At 55.5% G+C, this 16,117-nt stretch carries 17 protein-coding genes and 1 pseudogene; 10 read left to right on the top strand and 8 right to left on the bottom strand.

What is annotated here, in order from left to right; all coding sequences use genetic code 11:
• The first annotated feature begins 279 nt into the window (after positions 1-279).
• Positions 280-840, top strand: a complete 561-nt coding sequence (locus EL29_RS08885) for a VOC family protein (protein WP_013026094.1) — start codon at positions 280-282, stop codon at positions 838-840.
• On the opposite strand, the gene EL29_RS08880 is transcribed toward EL29_RS08885, so the two are convergent.
• A complete protein-coding gene (locus tag EL29_RS08880) occupies positions 837-1,979 on the bottom strand; it encodes a MalY/PatB family protein (RefSeq protein WP_024472100.1) in 1,143 nt (380 codons plus the stop codon). The genes EL29_RS08885 and EL29_RS08880 overlap by 4 nt on opposite strands.
• 86 nt (positions 1,980-2,065) lie before the next feature.
• Between EL29_RS08880 and cutC the strand changes: the two genes are divergently transcribed.
• Together cutC and EL29_RS08870 are read left to right on the top strand one after the other, a co-directional pair.
• Complete coding sequence (cutC, locus tag EL29_RS08875) at positions 2,066-2,818, top strand: copper homeostasis protein CutC (RefSeq protein ID WP_014593898.1); 753 nt, start codon at positions 2,066-2,068, stop codon at positions 2,816-2,818.
• A 242-nt stretch (positions 2,819-3,060) separates the two neighbouring features.
• Positions 3,061-3,906: a hypothetical protein gene (locus tag EL29_RS08870; RefSeq protein ID WP_014605666.1), complete on the top strand. Its 846-nt coding sequence runs from the start codon at positions 3,061-3,063 to the stop codon at positions 3,904-3,906.
• Between the two features lie 3 nt (positions 3,907-3,909).
• Here the strand turns inward: EL29_RS08870 and EL29_RS08865 are convergent, their stop codons facing one another.
• Complete coding sequence (locus EL29_RS08865) at positions 3,910-5,004, bottom strand: glycerol dehydrogenase (protein WP_028715238.1); 1,095 nt, start codon at positions 5,002-5,004, stop codon at positions 3,910-3,912.
• A gap of 146 nt (positions 5,005-5,150) precedes the next feature.
• Between EL29_RS08865 and EL29_RS08860 the strand changes: the two are divergent.
• Positions 5,151-5,775 (top strand): annotated as a pseudogene (locus EL29_RS08860) (LysE family translocator).
• Between the two features lie 3 nt (positions 5,776-5,778).
• Here the strand turns inward: EL29_RS08860 and cmoB are convergent.
• The 4 genes from cmoB to EL29_RS08840 form a co-directional block, all read right to left on the bottom strand.
• Positions 5,779-6,747, bottom strand: coding sequence for a tRNA 5-methoxyuridine(34)/uridine 5-oxyacetic acid(34) synthase CmoB (gene cmoB, locus EL29_RS08855; protein ID WP_014593894.1), 969 nt, complete (start codon positions 6,745-6,747; stop codon positions 5,779-5,781).
• Positions 6,744-7,472 carry a carboxy-S-adenosyl-L-methionine synthase CmoA gene (cmoA, locus tag EL29_RS08850; protein WP_014593893.1) on the bottom strand — a complete coding sequence of 243 codons (729 nt, stop codon included), beginning with the start codon at positions 7,470-7,472 and terminating at the stop codon, positions 6,744-6,746. The genes cmoB and cmoA overlap by 4 nt, the downstream gene beginning before the upstream one ends.
• 79 nt (positions 7,473-7,551) lie before the next feature.
• A complete protein-coding gene (locus EL29_RS08845) occupies positions 7,552-7,947 on the bottom strand; it encodes an MAPEG family protein (protein ID WP_028715237.1) in 396 nt (131 codons plus the stop codon).
• A 54-nt stretch (positions 7,948-8,001) separates the two neighbouring features.
• On the bottom strand, positions 8,002-8,823 hold the full coding sequence (locus EL29_RS08840) for a DUF72 domain-containing protein (protein WP_014605671.1): 822 nt from the start codon (positions 8,821-8,823) through the stop codon (positions 8,002-8,004).
• A 220-nt stretch (positions 8,824-9,043) separates the two neighbouring features.
• Between EL29_RS08840 and aspS the strand changes: the two genes are divergently transcribed.
• The 6 genes from aspS (at position 9,044) to ruvB (ending at position 14,524) form a co-directional block, all read left to right on the top strand.
• A complete protein-coding gene (aspS, locus tag EL29_RS08835) occupies positions 9,044-10,822 on the top strand; it encodes an aspartate--tRNA ligase (protein ID WP_028715236.1) in 1,779 nt (592 codons plus the stop codon).
• On the top strand, positions 10,822-11,253 hold the full coding sequence (nudB, locus tag EL29_RS08830; RefSeq protein ID WP_013026082.1) for a dihydroneopterin triphosphate diphosphatase: 432 nt from the start codon (positions 10,822-10,824) through the stop codon (positions 11,251-11,253). The genes aspS and nudB overlap by 1 nt, the downstream gene beginning before the upstream one ends.
• A gap of 239 nt (positions 11,254-11,492) precedes the next feature.
• Positions 11,493-12,236, top strand: coding sequence for a YebC/PmpR family DNA-binding transcriptional regulator (locus EL29_RS08825; RefSeq protein WP_013026080.1), 744 nt, complete (start codon positions 11,493-11,495; stop codon positions 12,234-12,236).
• 36 nt (positions 12,237-12,272) lie between these two features.
• Positions 12,273-12,800 (top strand): crossover junction endodeoxyribonuclease RuvC, encoded by a 528-nt coding sequence (ruvC, locus tag EL29_RS08820; protein ID WP_013026079.1) that lies wholly within the window; start codon positions 12,273-12,275, stop codon positions 12,798-12,800.
• A gap of 96 nt (positions 12,801-12,896) precedes the next feature.
• Positions 12,897-13,511 carry a Holliday junction branch migration protein RuvA gene (gene ruvA, locus EL29_RS08815; RefSeq protein WP_013026078.1) on the top strand — a complete coding sequence of 205 codons (615 nt, stop codon included), beginning with the start codon at positions 12,897-12,899 and terminating at the stop codon, positions 13,509-13,511.
• Positions 13,512-13,519: 8 nt separating this feature from the next.
• Positions 13,520-14,524, top strand: coding sequence for a Holliday junction branch migration DNA helicase RuvB (gene ruvB / locus EL29_RS08810; protein ID WP_013026077.1), 1,005 nt, complete (start codon positions 13,520-13,522; stop codon positions 14,522-14,524).
• On the opposite strand, the gene znuB is transcribed toward ruvB, so the two are convergent.
• Both znuB and znuC read right to left on the bottom strand, forming a co-directional pair.
• Positions 14,525-15,310: a zinc ABC transporter permease subunit ZnuB gene (gene znuB / locus EL29_RS08805; RefSeq protein WP_014593886.1), complete on the bottom strand. Its 786-nt coding sequence runs from the start codon at positions 15,308-15,310 to the stop codon at positions 14,525-14,527.
• Positions 15,307-16,062: a zinc ABC transporter ATP-binding protein ZnuC gene (gene znuC, locus EL29_RS08800; RefSeq protein WP_019105098.1), complete on the bottom strand. Its 756-nt coding sequence runs from the start codon at positions 16,060-16,062 to the stop codon at positions 15,307-15,309. Before znuC ends, znuB begins: the two co-directional genes overlap by 4 nt.
• Positions 16,063-16,117 lie beyond the last annotated feature (55 nt).

Raw genomic sequence — 16,117 nt, 5'->3', positions numbered from 1 at the left:
TATAAGAAAGGTGACGCGGCTGCAATCATGTTGGCGGTAAATGGGAATTGTCTTATGGCATTAATTAACGTCAATTTAAACAGATGGTTAGGTGGTTTTTGTCAACTTAAGGGTGGATCTAAAAAGAAGATAAGTCTGAATTGAAAGCGTAATTTATCTGCTTTAATGGAAAAGAATCACGTAAATAAGATGAATCTCACCATTATGTCGTTTAGGATTTAATGCTAACAATGAGTTACGATATTTAAGTCTGTAAACTTTAGAGGGGCAGAGGCAACCGTGAGCACCACCTTTCCATCAGAACTGGACGATTTACGCGAAGATTTGGCCGCTTTCGAACAACGGTTACAAAGTTTTTCACAGCGACTCGGATTAGATAATGCCGGACTCGATGTCGATCATGTCGCGGTTCGCTGTCACCAGAACACCACCGCCGAACGTTGGCAGCAGGGTCTGGCGAAAATGGGCCAGCAATTTTCGGCAGCGATGATCAATGGTCGTCCTGTCTGCCTGTTCAAACTGCATCAGCCGCTCCAGATTGCCGGCTGGCATATCGACGTGGTGGAGTTACCCTGGCCCGGCGAGAAACGCTATCGCCATGAAGGCTGGGAGCATGTGGAAGTGGTATTAAGGGGCGAGCCAGAAACGCTTGGGATGCGGGCAATGGCGTTGCTGTCCGACCATGCGCTGTCCCAACCCGGTATTTCGTTCAAGACCAGCTCGCCAAAAGGGGAAAATGAACGTTTGCCTAATCCTACCCTCGCAGTAACCGACGGGGAAACCACGATAAAGTTTCACCCGTGGAGCCTGGAAGAGATCGTGGCCAGTGAGCAGTCCTAACCCAGGGCGTCAACCGCGCGTTTAAGCCGCTTTGCCGCTTCTTCCAGCAGTGCGCGTGGACAACCGAAGTTGATACGCACGAAACGATCATCGCCAAAATCGCGACCCGGTGAGAAACCCAGCCCGTACTTTTCAAAATAGAGTGCCGGGCTGGCAACCGGCAATGCGCTGGCATCAATCCAGCCGAGATAGCTGCCTTCTGGTGACACCATCGAGAGTCCGGGGAGCGCATTGACCTGTTCAACCAGCCAGTCACGATTACCGCGCAGATAGTCCAGCTGTGCATCAAGCCAGTCATCATTGTCGCGCCAGGCAACCTCTGCGGCCACCAGTGCCAGAATATCAACCGAGGGAACGATGCCCTGGCGGACGGCGTTGAAACGTTCACGCAGTACCGGGTCAGGGATGATGGCGACGGATGCGCCCAGGCCTGCGATGTTAAAGGTTTTCGAGGGCGAAAGCAGCGTGACGCTGCGCCGGGCGGCATCGTCGCTCAGGGAGGCGAACGGGATGTGTTGCAGGCCCTCTGTTAACAGCAGGTCGCAATGGATTTCGTCAGAACAGACAATCAGGTCGTGCTGCTGGGCAAACGCCAGTTGGGCCTCCAGCTCTTCCCGGCGATAAACCGTACCGCCAGGATTCTGGGGATTGCACAGCATCAACAGCTTTTTGTCCTGCATTTTCCCTTCGGCCGCGCTCAGGTCCATGACCCAGCGCCCATCCTGTAATATTAATGGCAGACTCAGCTGGTCGCGTTCCGCCAGTTTAGCGGCAGAGCGAAAAGGGGGATAAATCGGTAAGGGTGCCACGGTACCTTGCGGTGGCTGAGTAAAGGCGCGGACCGACAGATTTAAGCCGCAGACAACGCCGGGCAAGACAACAACCCATTCGGGATCGACCTGCCAGTGATAACGTGATGCACAGCGGGCGATAAGGGCCGCAATCAACCCCTGGGGCTTATCGCCATAGCCGAAAACGCCGTGGTCAACGCGGGCTTTAATGGCTTCAATGATACGCTCAGGCGATCGGAAATCCGTATCGGCGACCCACAGTGGCAGAATATCCTGACCCGCATATTTGTGCCATTTAAGACTATCACTGTGACGGCGGTCTATCCGTTGGTCAAAATTGAATGTCATAGTTAGTTTTCCACGTAAACTGTTCTAAGGGATAAGCGTACCTGACGAATTTGGCGTGAACAGGAAGCCATGTAAAGGAGAAGACAATGACGACACTGGAAATTTGTTGCTATGGGGTGGATTGTGCATTAACCGCCCAGCAGGCGGGAGCCGATCGCATAGAGCTTTGCGCCGCGCCGCGTGAAGGCGGGCTGACGCCTTCTGCAGGCATGCTGGAGGTCGCCCGTCGTGACATTTCAGTTCCGGTGCATCCTATTGTTCGCCCTCGCGGTGGCGACTTTTGCTATTCCAGCCGTGAATTTGAAACGATGAAGTCAGACGTGGCGCGTATCCGTGAGCTGGGTTTTCCCGGCATCGTTCTGGGCATGCTGGATGAAGATGCCAATATCCATGCCAGTCAGATGCGACAAATCATGGCCCTGTGCGACGGGATGGCGGTGACTTTTCACCGCGCCTTCGATCTGTGCCATCGGCCCAAGCGTTCGCTTGATGTGCTGACGGATTTTGGCGTCAGGCGCATCCTGACATCTGGCCAGCAACAAAGCGCGGAAAACGGAATTGCATTATTGAGGGAACTTAATGAATACAGCGCAGGTCCAATCATTATGGCCGGTGCTGGCGTTCGCCTCAGCAACCTGCAAAAGTTTCTGGATGCGGATATTCGCGAGGTACACAGCTCGGCCAGCCACCTTGTGGCATCCCCGATGCGCTACCGTAAAGTGGGTGTTTCCATGTGTTCCGAAGCCGAAATTGATGAGTTCAGCCGCTACTGCGTCGATGGCGATGTCGTTGAGGCAATGAAAAGTGTGATGCAAATGAATACCGCCCGGGTGGCTTGACTCATGACCAGTTTTGCCGCGCAGCACGCCGATTGATGACGTGATGTTTGCAAGTACCAAACCCCAGTAAATTTGCTGGGGTATTTTTTGCCCAAAATTCCTTCAGCGCCCTTTATCGTCGTGCCCGCGAGGCTGAATTCAGTCGCTGCTGGCGCTGAGAGAAGAATTCCGCTTTCCATCATCCGTCGGTTCCTGCTATTTAGGGTAAACCGTTTACGACATTGACGTCCGAGGTGCACACCATGCGATGCGTTCTGCTGTCCGCTGTGATTACGTTATTCTCCTTTCCCACCGCATGGGCCGCAGCCTCATGTCAGCCATACAGTAAAGCGGTGACCAACAGCAATAACTGGATCCTGCTGGGCGGCAGTGCCAAAGGTCAGGTGCGTCAGGTGATCGCCGGCGAGTTTGGTAAAGACGTCAACTCACAGAAACGGGTACTGGGGCAGTTTGATCGCTGTGGCGATCTGCTGGTGGCGGACATCAGCTATGACAAAAATGAGCGTAACGTCATCCTGAGCATGGAACAGCACCTGGTTCGGGTTCAGGACGGCTGGGTTGCGGAATATGCCTATCTGGTTAAAGTCATCAAGCAGGGCAGTGAAGTGGTGGTCGATAACCGTCAGGGCACCATTCAGTGGCAGAAGGGCAAAAACGGCAACATCATCAGCGCATCGGATAAATTTATCAGCATGGGTAAAGACGGGTTTACGGATACGACTTACCGTTATGATAAACGTTTCCACTTACTAAAAAGTATTGCGCGAGGTACCGATCCCGTCAGCAACGGGGAATACCGTTATGAGTGGAATCCACAAGGCCTGGTCACCCGTTCGACCTCTGCCCGCCGCAAAGATACCTACACCTATGATAACCAGTGGCGGGAACGGCGCCTGAATGGCACCGCAACGACAGACGTCAGCACATTGCGCACCGTGGATGAATGCCAGTTCTGGGATGAGAAGGGCAACTGCACGCTGAGTTATCTGAATGAAACGGAAGTGTTCGAGAAAGGGACGATTCAACGCCACCTCAGCGCAGTCTATAAATACCAGTACTGGGATAAACCCGCTGAGGTGACGGAATAGCCGTTATTTTACCGTTTGACTGAACGCATCCAGCCCCAGCAGCGCATGGGCAATTTGCTCCGGTGCCAGGTTGGGGTTAAGGTTTTTCAGCGTATCGCCTTCACTGTTTGCCAGTGCGCCTATTTTCACCAGATTTTCCCAGCTTTCGCCCTCCAGATGCATCTCTTTCAGGGTGGTGGGCATCTTGATCGAGCGATAGAAACGGATGTAGCGTGCGATCTCCTCGTCCGGACGCTGCTCCAGCACCATCTGGGTTAAGGTACCGTAGGCCACTTTCTCGCCGTGGGTGAGATGATGGATATCGCCTTCAATAGCAGTAAAACCATTGTGAATGGCGTGCGCAGCTGCCAGGCCGGCATTTTCGAATCCCAGGCCCGACAGCAAGGTATTCGCTTCCACCACAGCTTCCACCGCCGGCGTCACGCGTTTTTCCGAAACGGCAACATAGGCACTGTAACCCCAGGTCAGCAGGGTTTCCTCACAGGCACGGGCGATGGCCAGCCCGGCAATGGTCGGATCGCCATTGACCATCGATTTGGCATGGCTGCGGGCTACCGCCTGGGCTTCCACCCAGGTTGCGAGGCCATCCGCAATGCCCGAGGCAAACAGGCGGGCAGGCGCAGCGGCACAGACGGCGGTATCCACCAGCACCAGATCGGGGTTCTTATTGTAGAAGCGGTAGCTCTCAAACACGCCGCTGTCAGAATAGATAACGGAGAGTGCGCTACAGGGCGCATCGGTAGAGGCAATCGTGGGAACGATCACCACCGGTTGTTGGATCTCATCAGCCACTGCCTTAACGGTATCCAGCGTTTTACCGCCGCCCAGCCCGATGACCACGTTGCAGTTCTGCTGTTGCGCCTTCTGGCTCAACCGGGTGATTTCATTACTGGACGCCTCGCCGTTGAACTGCTGGCGCACCACGTTCATGCCCGCCTTTGTGAGCGTGGCCTGAGCCCGTTCACCGATCAGTCCCCAGACGACATCGTCCGCGACCACAAAAGCCTGAGTACCCAGTTCGGTGACGTAGCTCCCCAGTTCATCGAGTACGCCTGCACCTTGCACATATTTGCGCGGTGACGAGAAAATAAATTTCATAAACGTTGCTCCTGATTGCATAAATCATGGCCGTGACCGGCCCGTTGATAAAGCCCTTAAAAGGGTAGCAGCTAATGGGGTTTTGCTGGCTGTACAGACAAAAAACCGCTTGTTATTGTGAGCGGATGTTTACCGGGGATACGCTTATGACGGCTTCGTTGCTCTCTTTCCTGCTGGCTATTATTATTTTGACCCTGACGCCGGGCTTTGATACGGCGTTGATCCTGCGATCGGCCGCCGCACAGGGCTGGCAGCGTGCCAGTGCCACGGCGCTGGGCGTGGCAACCGGCTGGTTTGCTCTGGGGCATTGCGGTAGGGCTGGGATTAGGCGCGCTGCTGCTGGCGTCGGAGATGGCTTATAACCTGCTGAAGTGGGCTGGCGCCGCTTACCTCCTCTATCTGGGCATTAAGCTGCTGTGGCATCCGCGCGCCCAAAACGTGTCAATGCATGCCGAGGCCGCGGCTCAGCAACGTCATCTTGCCTGCTTCACGCGTGGATTATTGGGGAATCTGCTGAATCCCAAGGTGGGCGTTTTCTATGTGACTTTTTTGCCCCAGTTCATTCCGCAGGGCGCCTCTGTCCCGATCTGGTGCAGCCTGATGGCGTTGACGCACATGCTGGTGGGGTTGGCCTGGAGCACGGTGCTGATCGGCAGCAGCCACTATTTTGCTGAGCAGTTAAAACGGCCACGAATAGTCAAAATCATGGACCGTTTAACGGGCTGCGTCTTTATTGGTTTTGCGGCGAAACTGGCGCTGTCTCGCCGCTGAGGGTCAGGGTTTGGTGGCAACCAGAACGGCGCGCAGCGGTGCGGGATAACCTTCAACGGTTTTGCTGCTGTCGTCGGGATCCAGAAACTCGGCCAGTGATTCACTGGTCATCCAGCTGGTACGACGTTGCTCTTCCGTCGAGGTCAGGGCAAAGTCGACAATGCGCACGTTAACAAAGCCACACTTCTCCAGCCAGCTTTTCAGCGCCTCGGCAGAGGGAATAAAATAGACGTTGCGCATCTGCGCATAGCGTTCGCCCGGCACCAGCACCTGGTTCACATCGCCTTCGATCACCAGCGTTTCCAGTACCAGCTCGCCGCCGCTGACCAACTGATTTTTTAGCTGAAGGAGGTGGTCAAGGGGGGAACGGCGATGATACAGCACACCCATCGAAAAGACCGTGTCGAACGCCTGGAGCGCCGGCAGTTGTTCAATGCCCAGCGGCAGTAAATGGGCGCGACGGTCATCATTCAACAGCTTACGCACGGCTTCGAACTGGCATAAAAACAGCTGCATGGGATCGATACCGACAACCAGATGCGCACCCGCACCGATCATCCGCCACATGTGGTAGCCGCTGCCGCAGCCGACATCCAGCACGGTTCGTCCGGCCAGCGAGGAAATATGAGGCAGCACGCGCTCCCATTTCCAGTCAGAACGCCATTCGGTGTTAATCTCCGTTCCGTACAGGGAATAAGGGCCTTTGCGCCACGGCATCAAATTGCGTAGTAGCTTCTCAATGCCCTGACGATGACGATCGCTGATGTCATCCCGATCGGCGCTTACGCTGTTCAGCAGGTCCAGCCGCTGGGGTTCCAGCAGCGGTAAGTATTCCAGCGACTTGTACCAGTCACGGAAGTGCCCGTGCAGATTCTCCCGCTGCCAGTCGCTAATCTGTGCAGGCAGCACGTCAAGCCATTTTGCCAGGGGGCCAACGGCGATTTGCTGATAAAAACGGCCAAAGTCGATCATTTTAATGCCACCAACGAACCAAAATTAAAGCACTGAAACCATAATTCAGCGTGCGAAAAGCCCGCCTGCTTAAGACGAGCCTTATGCGCTTCCACACTGTCGGTCAGCATGACGTTTTCCAGCATGCTGCGCTTCTGGCTAATCTCCAGTTCGCTGTAGCCGTTGGCGCGCTTAAAGTCATGATGCATGTTAAACAGCAGTTCGCCGACATCACGATCTTCAAAGCTGAACTTCTCCGAGAGAACGAGGGCTCCGCCGGGATTCAGCCCCTGCCAGATTTTACTGAGCAGCGTAAGACGGGCAGGCGGCTCAAGAAACTGCAGGGTGAAATTGAGCACCACCAGAGAGGCATTTTCAATCTCAATGTCACAGATGTCCGCTTCCACCACGGTAACCGGCGTGTCGGCGCGAAAGGCATCGATATGGCGGCGGCAACGTTCGACCATGGCCGGAGAGTTGTCTACGGCGATAATCTGGCAGCCTGGCACGTGAATATTACGACGCACCGAAAGTGTGGCGGCACCGAGTGAGCAGCCCAGGTCAAACACCTGGCTGTTGGGCTGGACGAAGCGTTCTGCCAGCATGCCAATCATCGAAATGATATTGGAATAGCCGGGCACCGAGCGCTGAATCATGTCGGGAAACACTTCAGCGACACGTTCGTCAAAGGTCCAGTCGCCCAGTTTTTCAATGGGCGCAGAAAAGAGTTGATCGCGATCAGACATATCGAAAATCCGAAGAGACGGCGGAAAGGGCGCTATTCTGGCAGAAACTGCCGCGGCCTGCACCCTTTAAGCCGCAACATTAATGCAGGCTGAGCACCAGTTGCCAGGGGAGATAGATGAGGTTAAAAATCACCATTCCACTCAGGCCAAACAGGGTCAGCATCATGCCGTATTTGCGTCCACTCATCACGTCATTACGCAGGCCATAAGCATGCAAAAAACGGCCAACAAAAAACACGATGCCCGTCAGGTGAACCATCCAGACATCCGCCCCGTTCATCTCAAGCGTTATCAGCAGCAGCAGCGCCAGGGGAATGGTTTCAACGGCATTGCCATGAATGCGGATGGCCCTGTTCAGGTCGTGATGACCGCCATCCCCAAAAGCAACGTGATGTTGACGCCGAAAGCGGACGACATTGAGGGTGAACTTCATTATCAGTAATGCACCGATAACCACATATAACGCGCTAATCATCATTGATTCCTTTTTTATTCATATCACCAGAGGGGGCGAGGCTGCCCATCGCTATCAGAATAGCGAATCCTGTTGCGGCCAGTCAGGTCCGGGACCGATGCTGGCATCAATTTTTTGTAATGCCGGCCAGAGCGCCTGCACCAGCGGAAACACCTGTCCCATATCGGGCGTGTGGATAAACACCAGAGGGTCACTTTGCGTGTGCCATTCGGCCAGCTTGGCCAGCCAGATTTGAAACAGTGGCAGGCTTTCTTCCAGGTTGTCACTGCCGACAAAACGGATCATGGGGCGCGAACCGGTCAACAGTGCATGGGGCGGAACGCGAGGCTTTTGCTGGCGGGCGTGAAGTGCCGCCGGGCTTTGCGAGGTTGAGGCATGAACCGGACGGCTGTCCAGCACCACACGATTGACGCCGCGCTGCAGCAGGCCGCGATTCAGCGCGCGCTCAGCCTCGCCTTTGGCAAAAAAGGCGGCATGGCGGACTTCGACGCCGTAGGAGAAATGGGTGGGCAGGCTGTCCAGAAAGCGCCAGAGATCGTTCAGTTGCGCAGGGGAAAAGCTGGCGGGCAGCTGTAGCCAGTACTGACCCATGCGGTCGGCGAGCGGTGCCATCAGGCGAAAAAAATCCGTTACTAAGTCGTCGGTATTTTGCAGGGCGGCCTGATGGCTGATGCTGCTGGGAAATTTAAAACAGAAACGAAACTGGTCATGCGTCATATCCCGCCAGCGCAGGACCGTTTCCGCATCAGGCAGCGCATACAATGTGGTATTGCCTTCCACCGTGCCGAAATAACGCGCATAGTCAGCCAGGGTTTCGATTCCCCATCGCTTCCAGTGCGCGTGATGCCATTGTGGCAAACCAATACGAAGTGTCACGCCTGATTCCCGCCTTTGAGTGTGATGGTAATTATCCTGTAACGCAGTATATTGACGCAAACAGGTGAAAAGCGAACAGGAAATGCCGCGCTTTAACGTGGCTCCACTTATCCTGTTTGCCTTTTTCCATTATAATAGCGGCCTTTTTTGCGACAGCACCCCACAAGGTGACGCGGCCTGGTGCTGTCAGCTGCAGCGGCGAAGTTAAAAGGATAGTGTTATGCGTACAGAGTATTGTGGACAGCTCAATCTGTCTCATGTAGGTCAGCAAGTCACGCTTTGCGGCTGGGTCAACCGTCGTCGCGATCTGGGAAGCCTGATTTTTATCGATATGCGTGACCGTGAAGGCATCGCACAGGTTTTTTTCGATGCCGATCATCAAGACGCTTTCCAACTGGCATCTGAACTGCGTAACGAATTCTGTATCCAGATTACCGGCACCGTGCGTGCCCGTGACGAAAAAAACAGAAACAGCGACATGGCCACGGGTGACGTAGAAGTCTTTGCCCACGCGCTGAACATCATCAATCGTGCTGAACCGCTGCCTCTGGATTCTAACCAGACCAACAGCGAAGAAGCACGTCTGAAGTACCGTTATCTGGATCTGCGTCGTCCTGAAATGGTTGAGCGCTTAAAGACTCGCGCTAAGATCACCAGTTTTGTCCGTCGTTTTATGGATGACGCTGGCTTCCTGGATATCGAAACGCCGATGCTGACGAAAGCCACCCCGGAAGGCGCGCGCGATTACCTGGTGCCGAGCCGCGTGCACAAAGGCAAATTTTATGCGCTGCCTCAGTCACCGCAGCTGTTTAAACAGTTGCTCATGATGTCGGGTTTCGATCGCTATTATCAGATTGTTAAATGTTTCCGTGATGAAGACCTACGCGCAGACCGTCAGCCCGAATTTACGCAGATCGATGTGGAAACTTCCTTCCTGACCGCACCTCAGGTGCGTGAAATTATGGAGCGCATGATTCGCGAACTCTGGCAGAGCGTGAAGGGCGTGGATCTGAGTGAGTTTCCGCAGATGACCTTTGCCGAAGCCATGCATCGCTACGGTTCAGACAAACCCGACCTGCGTAATCCCATGGAGCTGGTGGACGTGGGTGATCTGCTGAAAACCGTTGAGTTCCAGGTGTTTTCTGGCCCGGCTAACGACGAGAAAGGCCGTGTTGCCGCGCTGCGTGTTCCCGGCGGCGCGCAGCTGAGCCGTAAGCAGATTGATGAATACGGCAAATTTGTTGAGATTTACGGTGCCAAAGGCCTGGCCTGGATGAAGGTCAACGAACGTGCGAAGGGCCTGGAGGGCGTACAGAGTCCGGTGGCGAAATTCCTTAATGCCGATATCGTTGAAACCCTTCTCAGCCGCACGAGCGCGCAGGATGGGGATATCATCTTCTTTGGTGCCGACCGTGCCAAAGTGGTGGCCGATGCGCTGGGCGCACTGCGCCTGAAAGTGGGACGTGACCTGCAAATCACCGACGACAAAGCCTGGGCGCCGCTGTGGGTTGTCGACTTCCCGATGTTTGAAGAAGATGACGAAGGTGGGCTGGCTGCCATGCACCATCCGTTTACGGCACCGAAAGAGATGAGTGCGGAACAGCTGGCAGCCGATCCGACCCAGGCCGTAGCGAATGCTTACGACATGGTGATCAACGGTTATGAAGTCGGCGGCGGATCTGTGCGTATCCACAACGGTAACATGCAGCAGACCGTGTTTAGCATTCTGGGCATTGAAGAGCATGAACAGCGTGAGAAGTTCGGCTTCCTGCTGGATGCACTGAAGTACGGCACGCCGCCGCATGCAGGCCTGGCATTTGGTCTGGATCGCCTGACGATGCTGTTAACCGGTACCGACAATATTCGTGACGTTATCGCGTTCCCGAAAACCACGGCAGCGGCCTGCATGATGACGGAAGCACCAAGCGAAGCGAATCCGGCGTCACTGCTTGAGTTAGGCATTCAGGTCGTCAAGAAAGACAAGTCTGAGACGAAGTAATGCCGTATAAACATCCGGTTTCTGTGTTAGTGGTGATTGTGGCGCAGGACAGTGGCCGGGTGTTAATGCTGCAGCGCCGTGATGACCCGGATTTCTGGCAATCGGTCACCGGCAGCCTGGAAGCGGATGAGTGTCCGCTGCAGGCGGCCGAGCGAGAAGTCGGTGAGGAGCTGGGGATTGATGTAAAGGCCGAGCAGCTAACGATTGAAGACTGTCAGCGTGAAATCGACTTTGAGATTTTCCCGCACTATCGTCATCGTTATGCGCCGGGCACGACGCACAACCGTGAACACTGGTTCAGGCTGGCCTTGCCTACAGAGCGTGATCTGTTGCTCACCGAGCATCTTGCCGCGCGCTGGCTCGATCCCGCCGCCGCCGCTGCCCTCACGAAATCCTGGAGTAATCGCCAGGCGATTGAAGAATTTATCTGAATGCTCGCCGCTGCGCGTTTTTCCCGTGGCGAAGGCATTAGGTTTTATGAATCGGGTGGGTTTTCAATGAACGCACCGAACAATATCGACAGTCAGGCGTAATCGGCGCCGCGAGGGTGTCCACCGCCAGCGCACCGCAACGGATCGTACTTCTGTACGTGGGAATTGCGGGTACGGCCTGGGGACACGTTCGCACGTAAGATAGCCTGCACCCAGTAAAAGATCGGAGAAAATGCAACATGGCTGGACACAGTAAATGGGCGAATACCAAGCACCGTAAGGCCGCTCAGGACGCCAAGCGCGGTAAAATCTTTACGAAGATCATTCGTGAGCTGGTCACGGCTGCCAAACTGGGCGGCGGCGATCCGGGCTCCAACCCGCGCCTGCGTGCGGCAATGGATAAAGCGCTGTCTAATAACATGACGCGCGATACCATGAACCGTGCCATTGCACGCGGCGTAGGTGGCGAAGATGACTCCAACATGGAAACCATCATTTATGAAGGTTACGGTCCGGGCGGATCGGCCATTATGATTGAGTGCCTGAGCGACAACCGCAACCGTACCGTGGGCGAAGTGCGTCACGCCTTCACCAAAACGGGTGGCAACCTGGGTACCGATGGCTCCGTCGCCTATCTGTTCAGCAAAAAAGGCGTAATCTCCTTCGCACCCGGTCATGACGAAGATGCGGTGATGGAAGCGGCGCTGGAAGCGGGCGCAGAAGACGTGGTCGGTTACGATGACGGCGCGATTGACGTGTTTACCGCATGGGAAGAGATGGGCACGGTGCGCGATGCGCTGGAAGCGGCGGGCTTTAAAGCCGACTCCGCGGAAGTGGCCATGATCCCCTCGACCAAAGCCGAAATGGATGCGGAAACCGCGCCTAAACTGCTGCGCCTGATCGATATGCTGGAAGACTGTGACGACGTGCAGGAGGTTTACCATAACGGCGAAATCTCCGACGAGGTGGCGGAAACGCTTTAATGCTGTACCGCTACACGCTCAGGCTGGAGACGCGTCATGTCGATTATTTTAGGGATTGACCCTGGCTCACGCGTGACCGGTTATGGGGTGATTCGTCAGACTGGCCGCCAGCTCACTTATCTGGGCAGCGGCTGTATTCGTACCAACACAACAGAGTTGCCTGCGCGTCTGAAGCTGATCTATGCCGGAGTATGCGAAATCATTACGCAGTTCTCGCCGGATTTTTTTGCTATCGAGCAGGTGTTTATGGCGAAGAATGCCGATTCTGCCCTGAAACTGGGGCAGGCGCGGGGGGCCGCGATTGTGGCGGCGGTTAACCATGATCTGCCGGTGTTTGAATATGCCGCGCGCCAGGTCAAGCAAACGGTCGTTGGCACCGGTGGCGCAGAAAAAAGTCAGGTGCAACACATGGTGAAATCGCTGCTGAAACTGGCGGCGAATCCCCAGGCCGATGCCGCCGATGCGCTGGCTATCGCCATCACGCACTGTCACGTGGCCCAAAACGCGGCGCGCATGAGTGACAGCAAGCTGGTGCTGACCCGCGGCCGGTTGCGTCAGAGTTAACAACCCTTACGTCGTCATCGCTATCAGGCTGGATATTCATCCAGCCTTTTTTATGGTATAAATTCCGCCACATACTTTGGATAAGGAAGGCTTCAGGTGATTGGTCGTTTACGGGGCATTATTCTGGAAAAGCAGCCACCGCTGGTGCTGCTGGAGGCGCACGGTGTCGGCTATGAAGTCCATATGCCAATGACCTGTTTTTATGAGCTGCCCGATCTTAATCACGAGGCGGTGATCTTTACTCAGTTTGTGGTGCGCGAAGATGCACAGTTGCTGTTTGGCTTTAACAGCAAGCAGGAACGTGCACTGTTCCGTGAGTTGATTAAAGTCAATGGCGTTGGGCCTAAGCTGGCGCTGGCCATTCTGTCGGGCATGTCGGCACAGCAGTTTGTGACGGCGGTTGAAAAGGAAGAGATTGCCGCGCTGGTTAAACTGCCGGGCGTGGGCAAGAAAACCGCTGAACGTCTGGTGGTGGAAATGAAAGACCGCTTTAAAGGCATGCATGGCGATCTGTTTGGCGGCGATTCGGCCTTTACGCTGACCACGCCGGGCCCGGAGCCAGAGACCAACGATGCAGAATCGGAAGCGGTTGCAGCGCTGGTGTCGCTGGGGTATAAACCGCAGGAAGCGAGCCGCATGATCAGCAAAGTTGGCCGTCCTGACGCGGATTGCGAAACGTTGATCCGTGAAGCGCTCCGCGCCGCTATTTGAGGTAATTCATGATTGAAGCCGATCGCCTGATCTCCGCTGCCAGCATTAACGAAGAAGAGGGCCTCGACCGCGCCATTCGTCCTAAGATGCTGACCGAATATGTGGGCCAGCCGCAGGTGCGTGAGCAGATGGAAATTTTCATCAAGGCGGCACAACTGCGTGGTGATGCGCTGGATCATTTATTGATTTTTGGCCCTCCCGGGCTGGGCAAAACGACGCTGGCCAACATTGTGGCCAACGAGATGGGCGTTAATCTGCGCACGACCTCCGGCCCGGTGCTGGAAAAAGCGGGCGACCTGGCCGCGATGCTGACCAACCTCGAACCTCACGATGTGCTGTTCATTGATGAAATCCATCGTCTTTCGCCGGTCGTGGAAGAGGTACTTTATCCGGCTATGGAAGACTATCAGCTGGATATTATGATTGGTGAAGGCCCGGCTGCGCGTTCCATCAAACTGGATCTGCCGCCCTTCACGCTGATTGGCGCCACCACGCGGGCAGGCTCGCTGACGTCCCCCCTGCGCGATCGCTTCGGCATCGTGCAGCGTCTGGAGTTTTATCAGGTAAAAGATTTACAGCACATTGTGGGACGCAGCGCCGCCTGCCTTGGTCTGGCACTCAGTGAAGAAGCCGCCCTGGAAATCGCCCGCCGGTCACGCGGAACGCCACGTATTGCCAATCGCCTGTTACGTCGGGTAAGGGATTTTGCTGAGGTGCGCGCGAACGGTGTACTGAGTGGTGATGTCTCGGTGACGGCGCTGGATATGCTGAACGTGGACAGCGAAGGCTTCGATTATATGGATCGAAAACTGTTGCTGGCCATTATCGATAAATTCACCGGTGGGCCGGTCGGGTTGGACAACCTGGCGGCAGCGATTGGCGAAGAGCGGGAAACCATCGAAGACGTGATTGAGCCGTTTTTAATTCAGCAGGGCTTTATTCAGCGCACGCCGCGCGGCCGGATGGCCACGCAGCATGCCTATCGCCACTTTGGTATCACCAAAGAAGCCTGATCACAGCGCCGGTTTGCGCACCATGCTGAAGAGAAAAAGGATGGCGGCGCACAGCACGACGGAAGGGCCGGCGGGCGTGTCATAAAACGCCGAGAAGGTTAAGCCGCCGGTCACGGCAATCACGCCAATCAGTACGGCCACCGCCGCCATCATTTCGGGTGAACGCGCAAAGCGCCTGGCGGTGGCAGCCGGAATGATCAGCAGCGATGTGATGATCAGCGCACCAACAAACTTCATCGCCACACCAATCGTCAGTGCGGTTACCAGCATCAGCATCAGCCGGGTGCGTTGAATATTCACGCCGTCAACCTGTGCCAGTTCAGGGCTGATTGTCATCGACAGCAGTGCGCGCCACTGCCAGGCCATAACGGCCAGCACGAATATCACACCTGCAGCCATGGCCCAGAGATCGCTGGGCGTTACCGCCAGCAAATCGCCAAACAGGTAGGCCATCAAATCCACCCGGACGTTCGACATCAGGCTTACCACGACCAGTCCGAGCGAAAGCGCACTGTGCGCCATGATGCCCAGCAGCGTATCTATCGCCAGATGCGGGCGACGCTCAAGCCAGACCAGACCCAGTGCCAGACAGACCGTGACCAGGATCACGGCATAGTAAGGGTTGACGTTGAGCAGCAAACCAAAGGCGACGCCGAGCAGTGAGGCATGCGCCAGCGTGTCGCCGAAATACGACATCTTGCGCCAGACGACAAAAGAGCCCAGGGGGCCCGCCGCCAGCGCCAGCATCACGCCGCCCAGCCAGCCCGGAAGCAGTAATTCAATCATAATGGACCCGGTCCTTTGCGTAATACGATACGTCCCTGAAGGTCGTGACGGTGATTATGGTGATGACGATAGATAGCCAGTTCCTGCGCACCGCGCGGGCCGAACATGGCAATGAATTCGGGATGCTGCGACACCGCCTCAGGCGTACCTGAACAGCAAATGTGATGGTTAAGGCACAGCACCTCATCCGTTTTCGCCATGACTAAATGCAAATCATGGGAAACCATGAGCACGGCGCAGTTCAGCTCGTGTCGCAGTTGATTGATCAGATCGTAAAGCGCGACCTGCCCGTTGACATCCACACCCTGCGTCGGTTCATCAAGCACCAGCAACTGAGGCTGATTGAGCAAGGCGCGAGCCAGTAACACGCGCTGCGTTTCGCCGCCCGACAGTTTCTGCAACGGCGAGGTCAACAGGTGACCCGCCTGAACGCGTTTCAGGGCAGGCAAAATATCCTGATTGCGCGCACCGCGCGACAGGCGCATAAAACGTTCGACCGTGACCGGCAGCGTGGGATCGATATGCAGCTTCTGTGGCACGTAGCCGATGCGTAAGCCCGCACTGCGACTGACCCGACCGGAGGAGGGCGCAAGGAGGCCAAGCACCACCCGGACCAGCGTCGATTTGCCCGCGCCGTTAGGACCGAGCAGGGTTAAAATTTTACCAGGATGGAGTTCCAGACTCACGCCAGATAAGACCTGACGTTGATCAAAACTGATGGATACGTTTTCAAGTGTGACAAGTGATGGCATAAGATTTACAGGTTGCACAGAATTTCGAATGTTATAATATCACATCCAATCTATT

It is taken from the genome of Pantoea ananatis LMG 2665 (assembly GCF_000710035.2).
Taxonomy (GTDB): Bacteria; Pseudomonadota; Gammaproteobacteria; order Enterobacterales; family Enterobacteriaceae; genus Pantoea; species Pantoea ananatis.
This window is presented reverse-complemented; position numbering and strand designations above follow the sequence as displayed.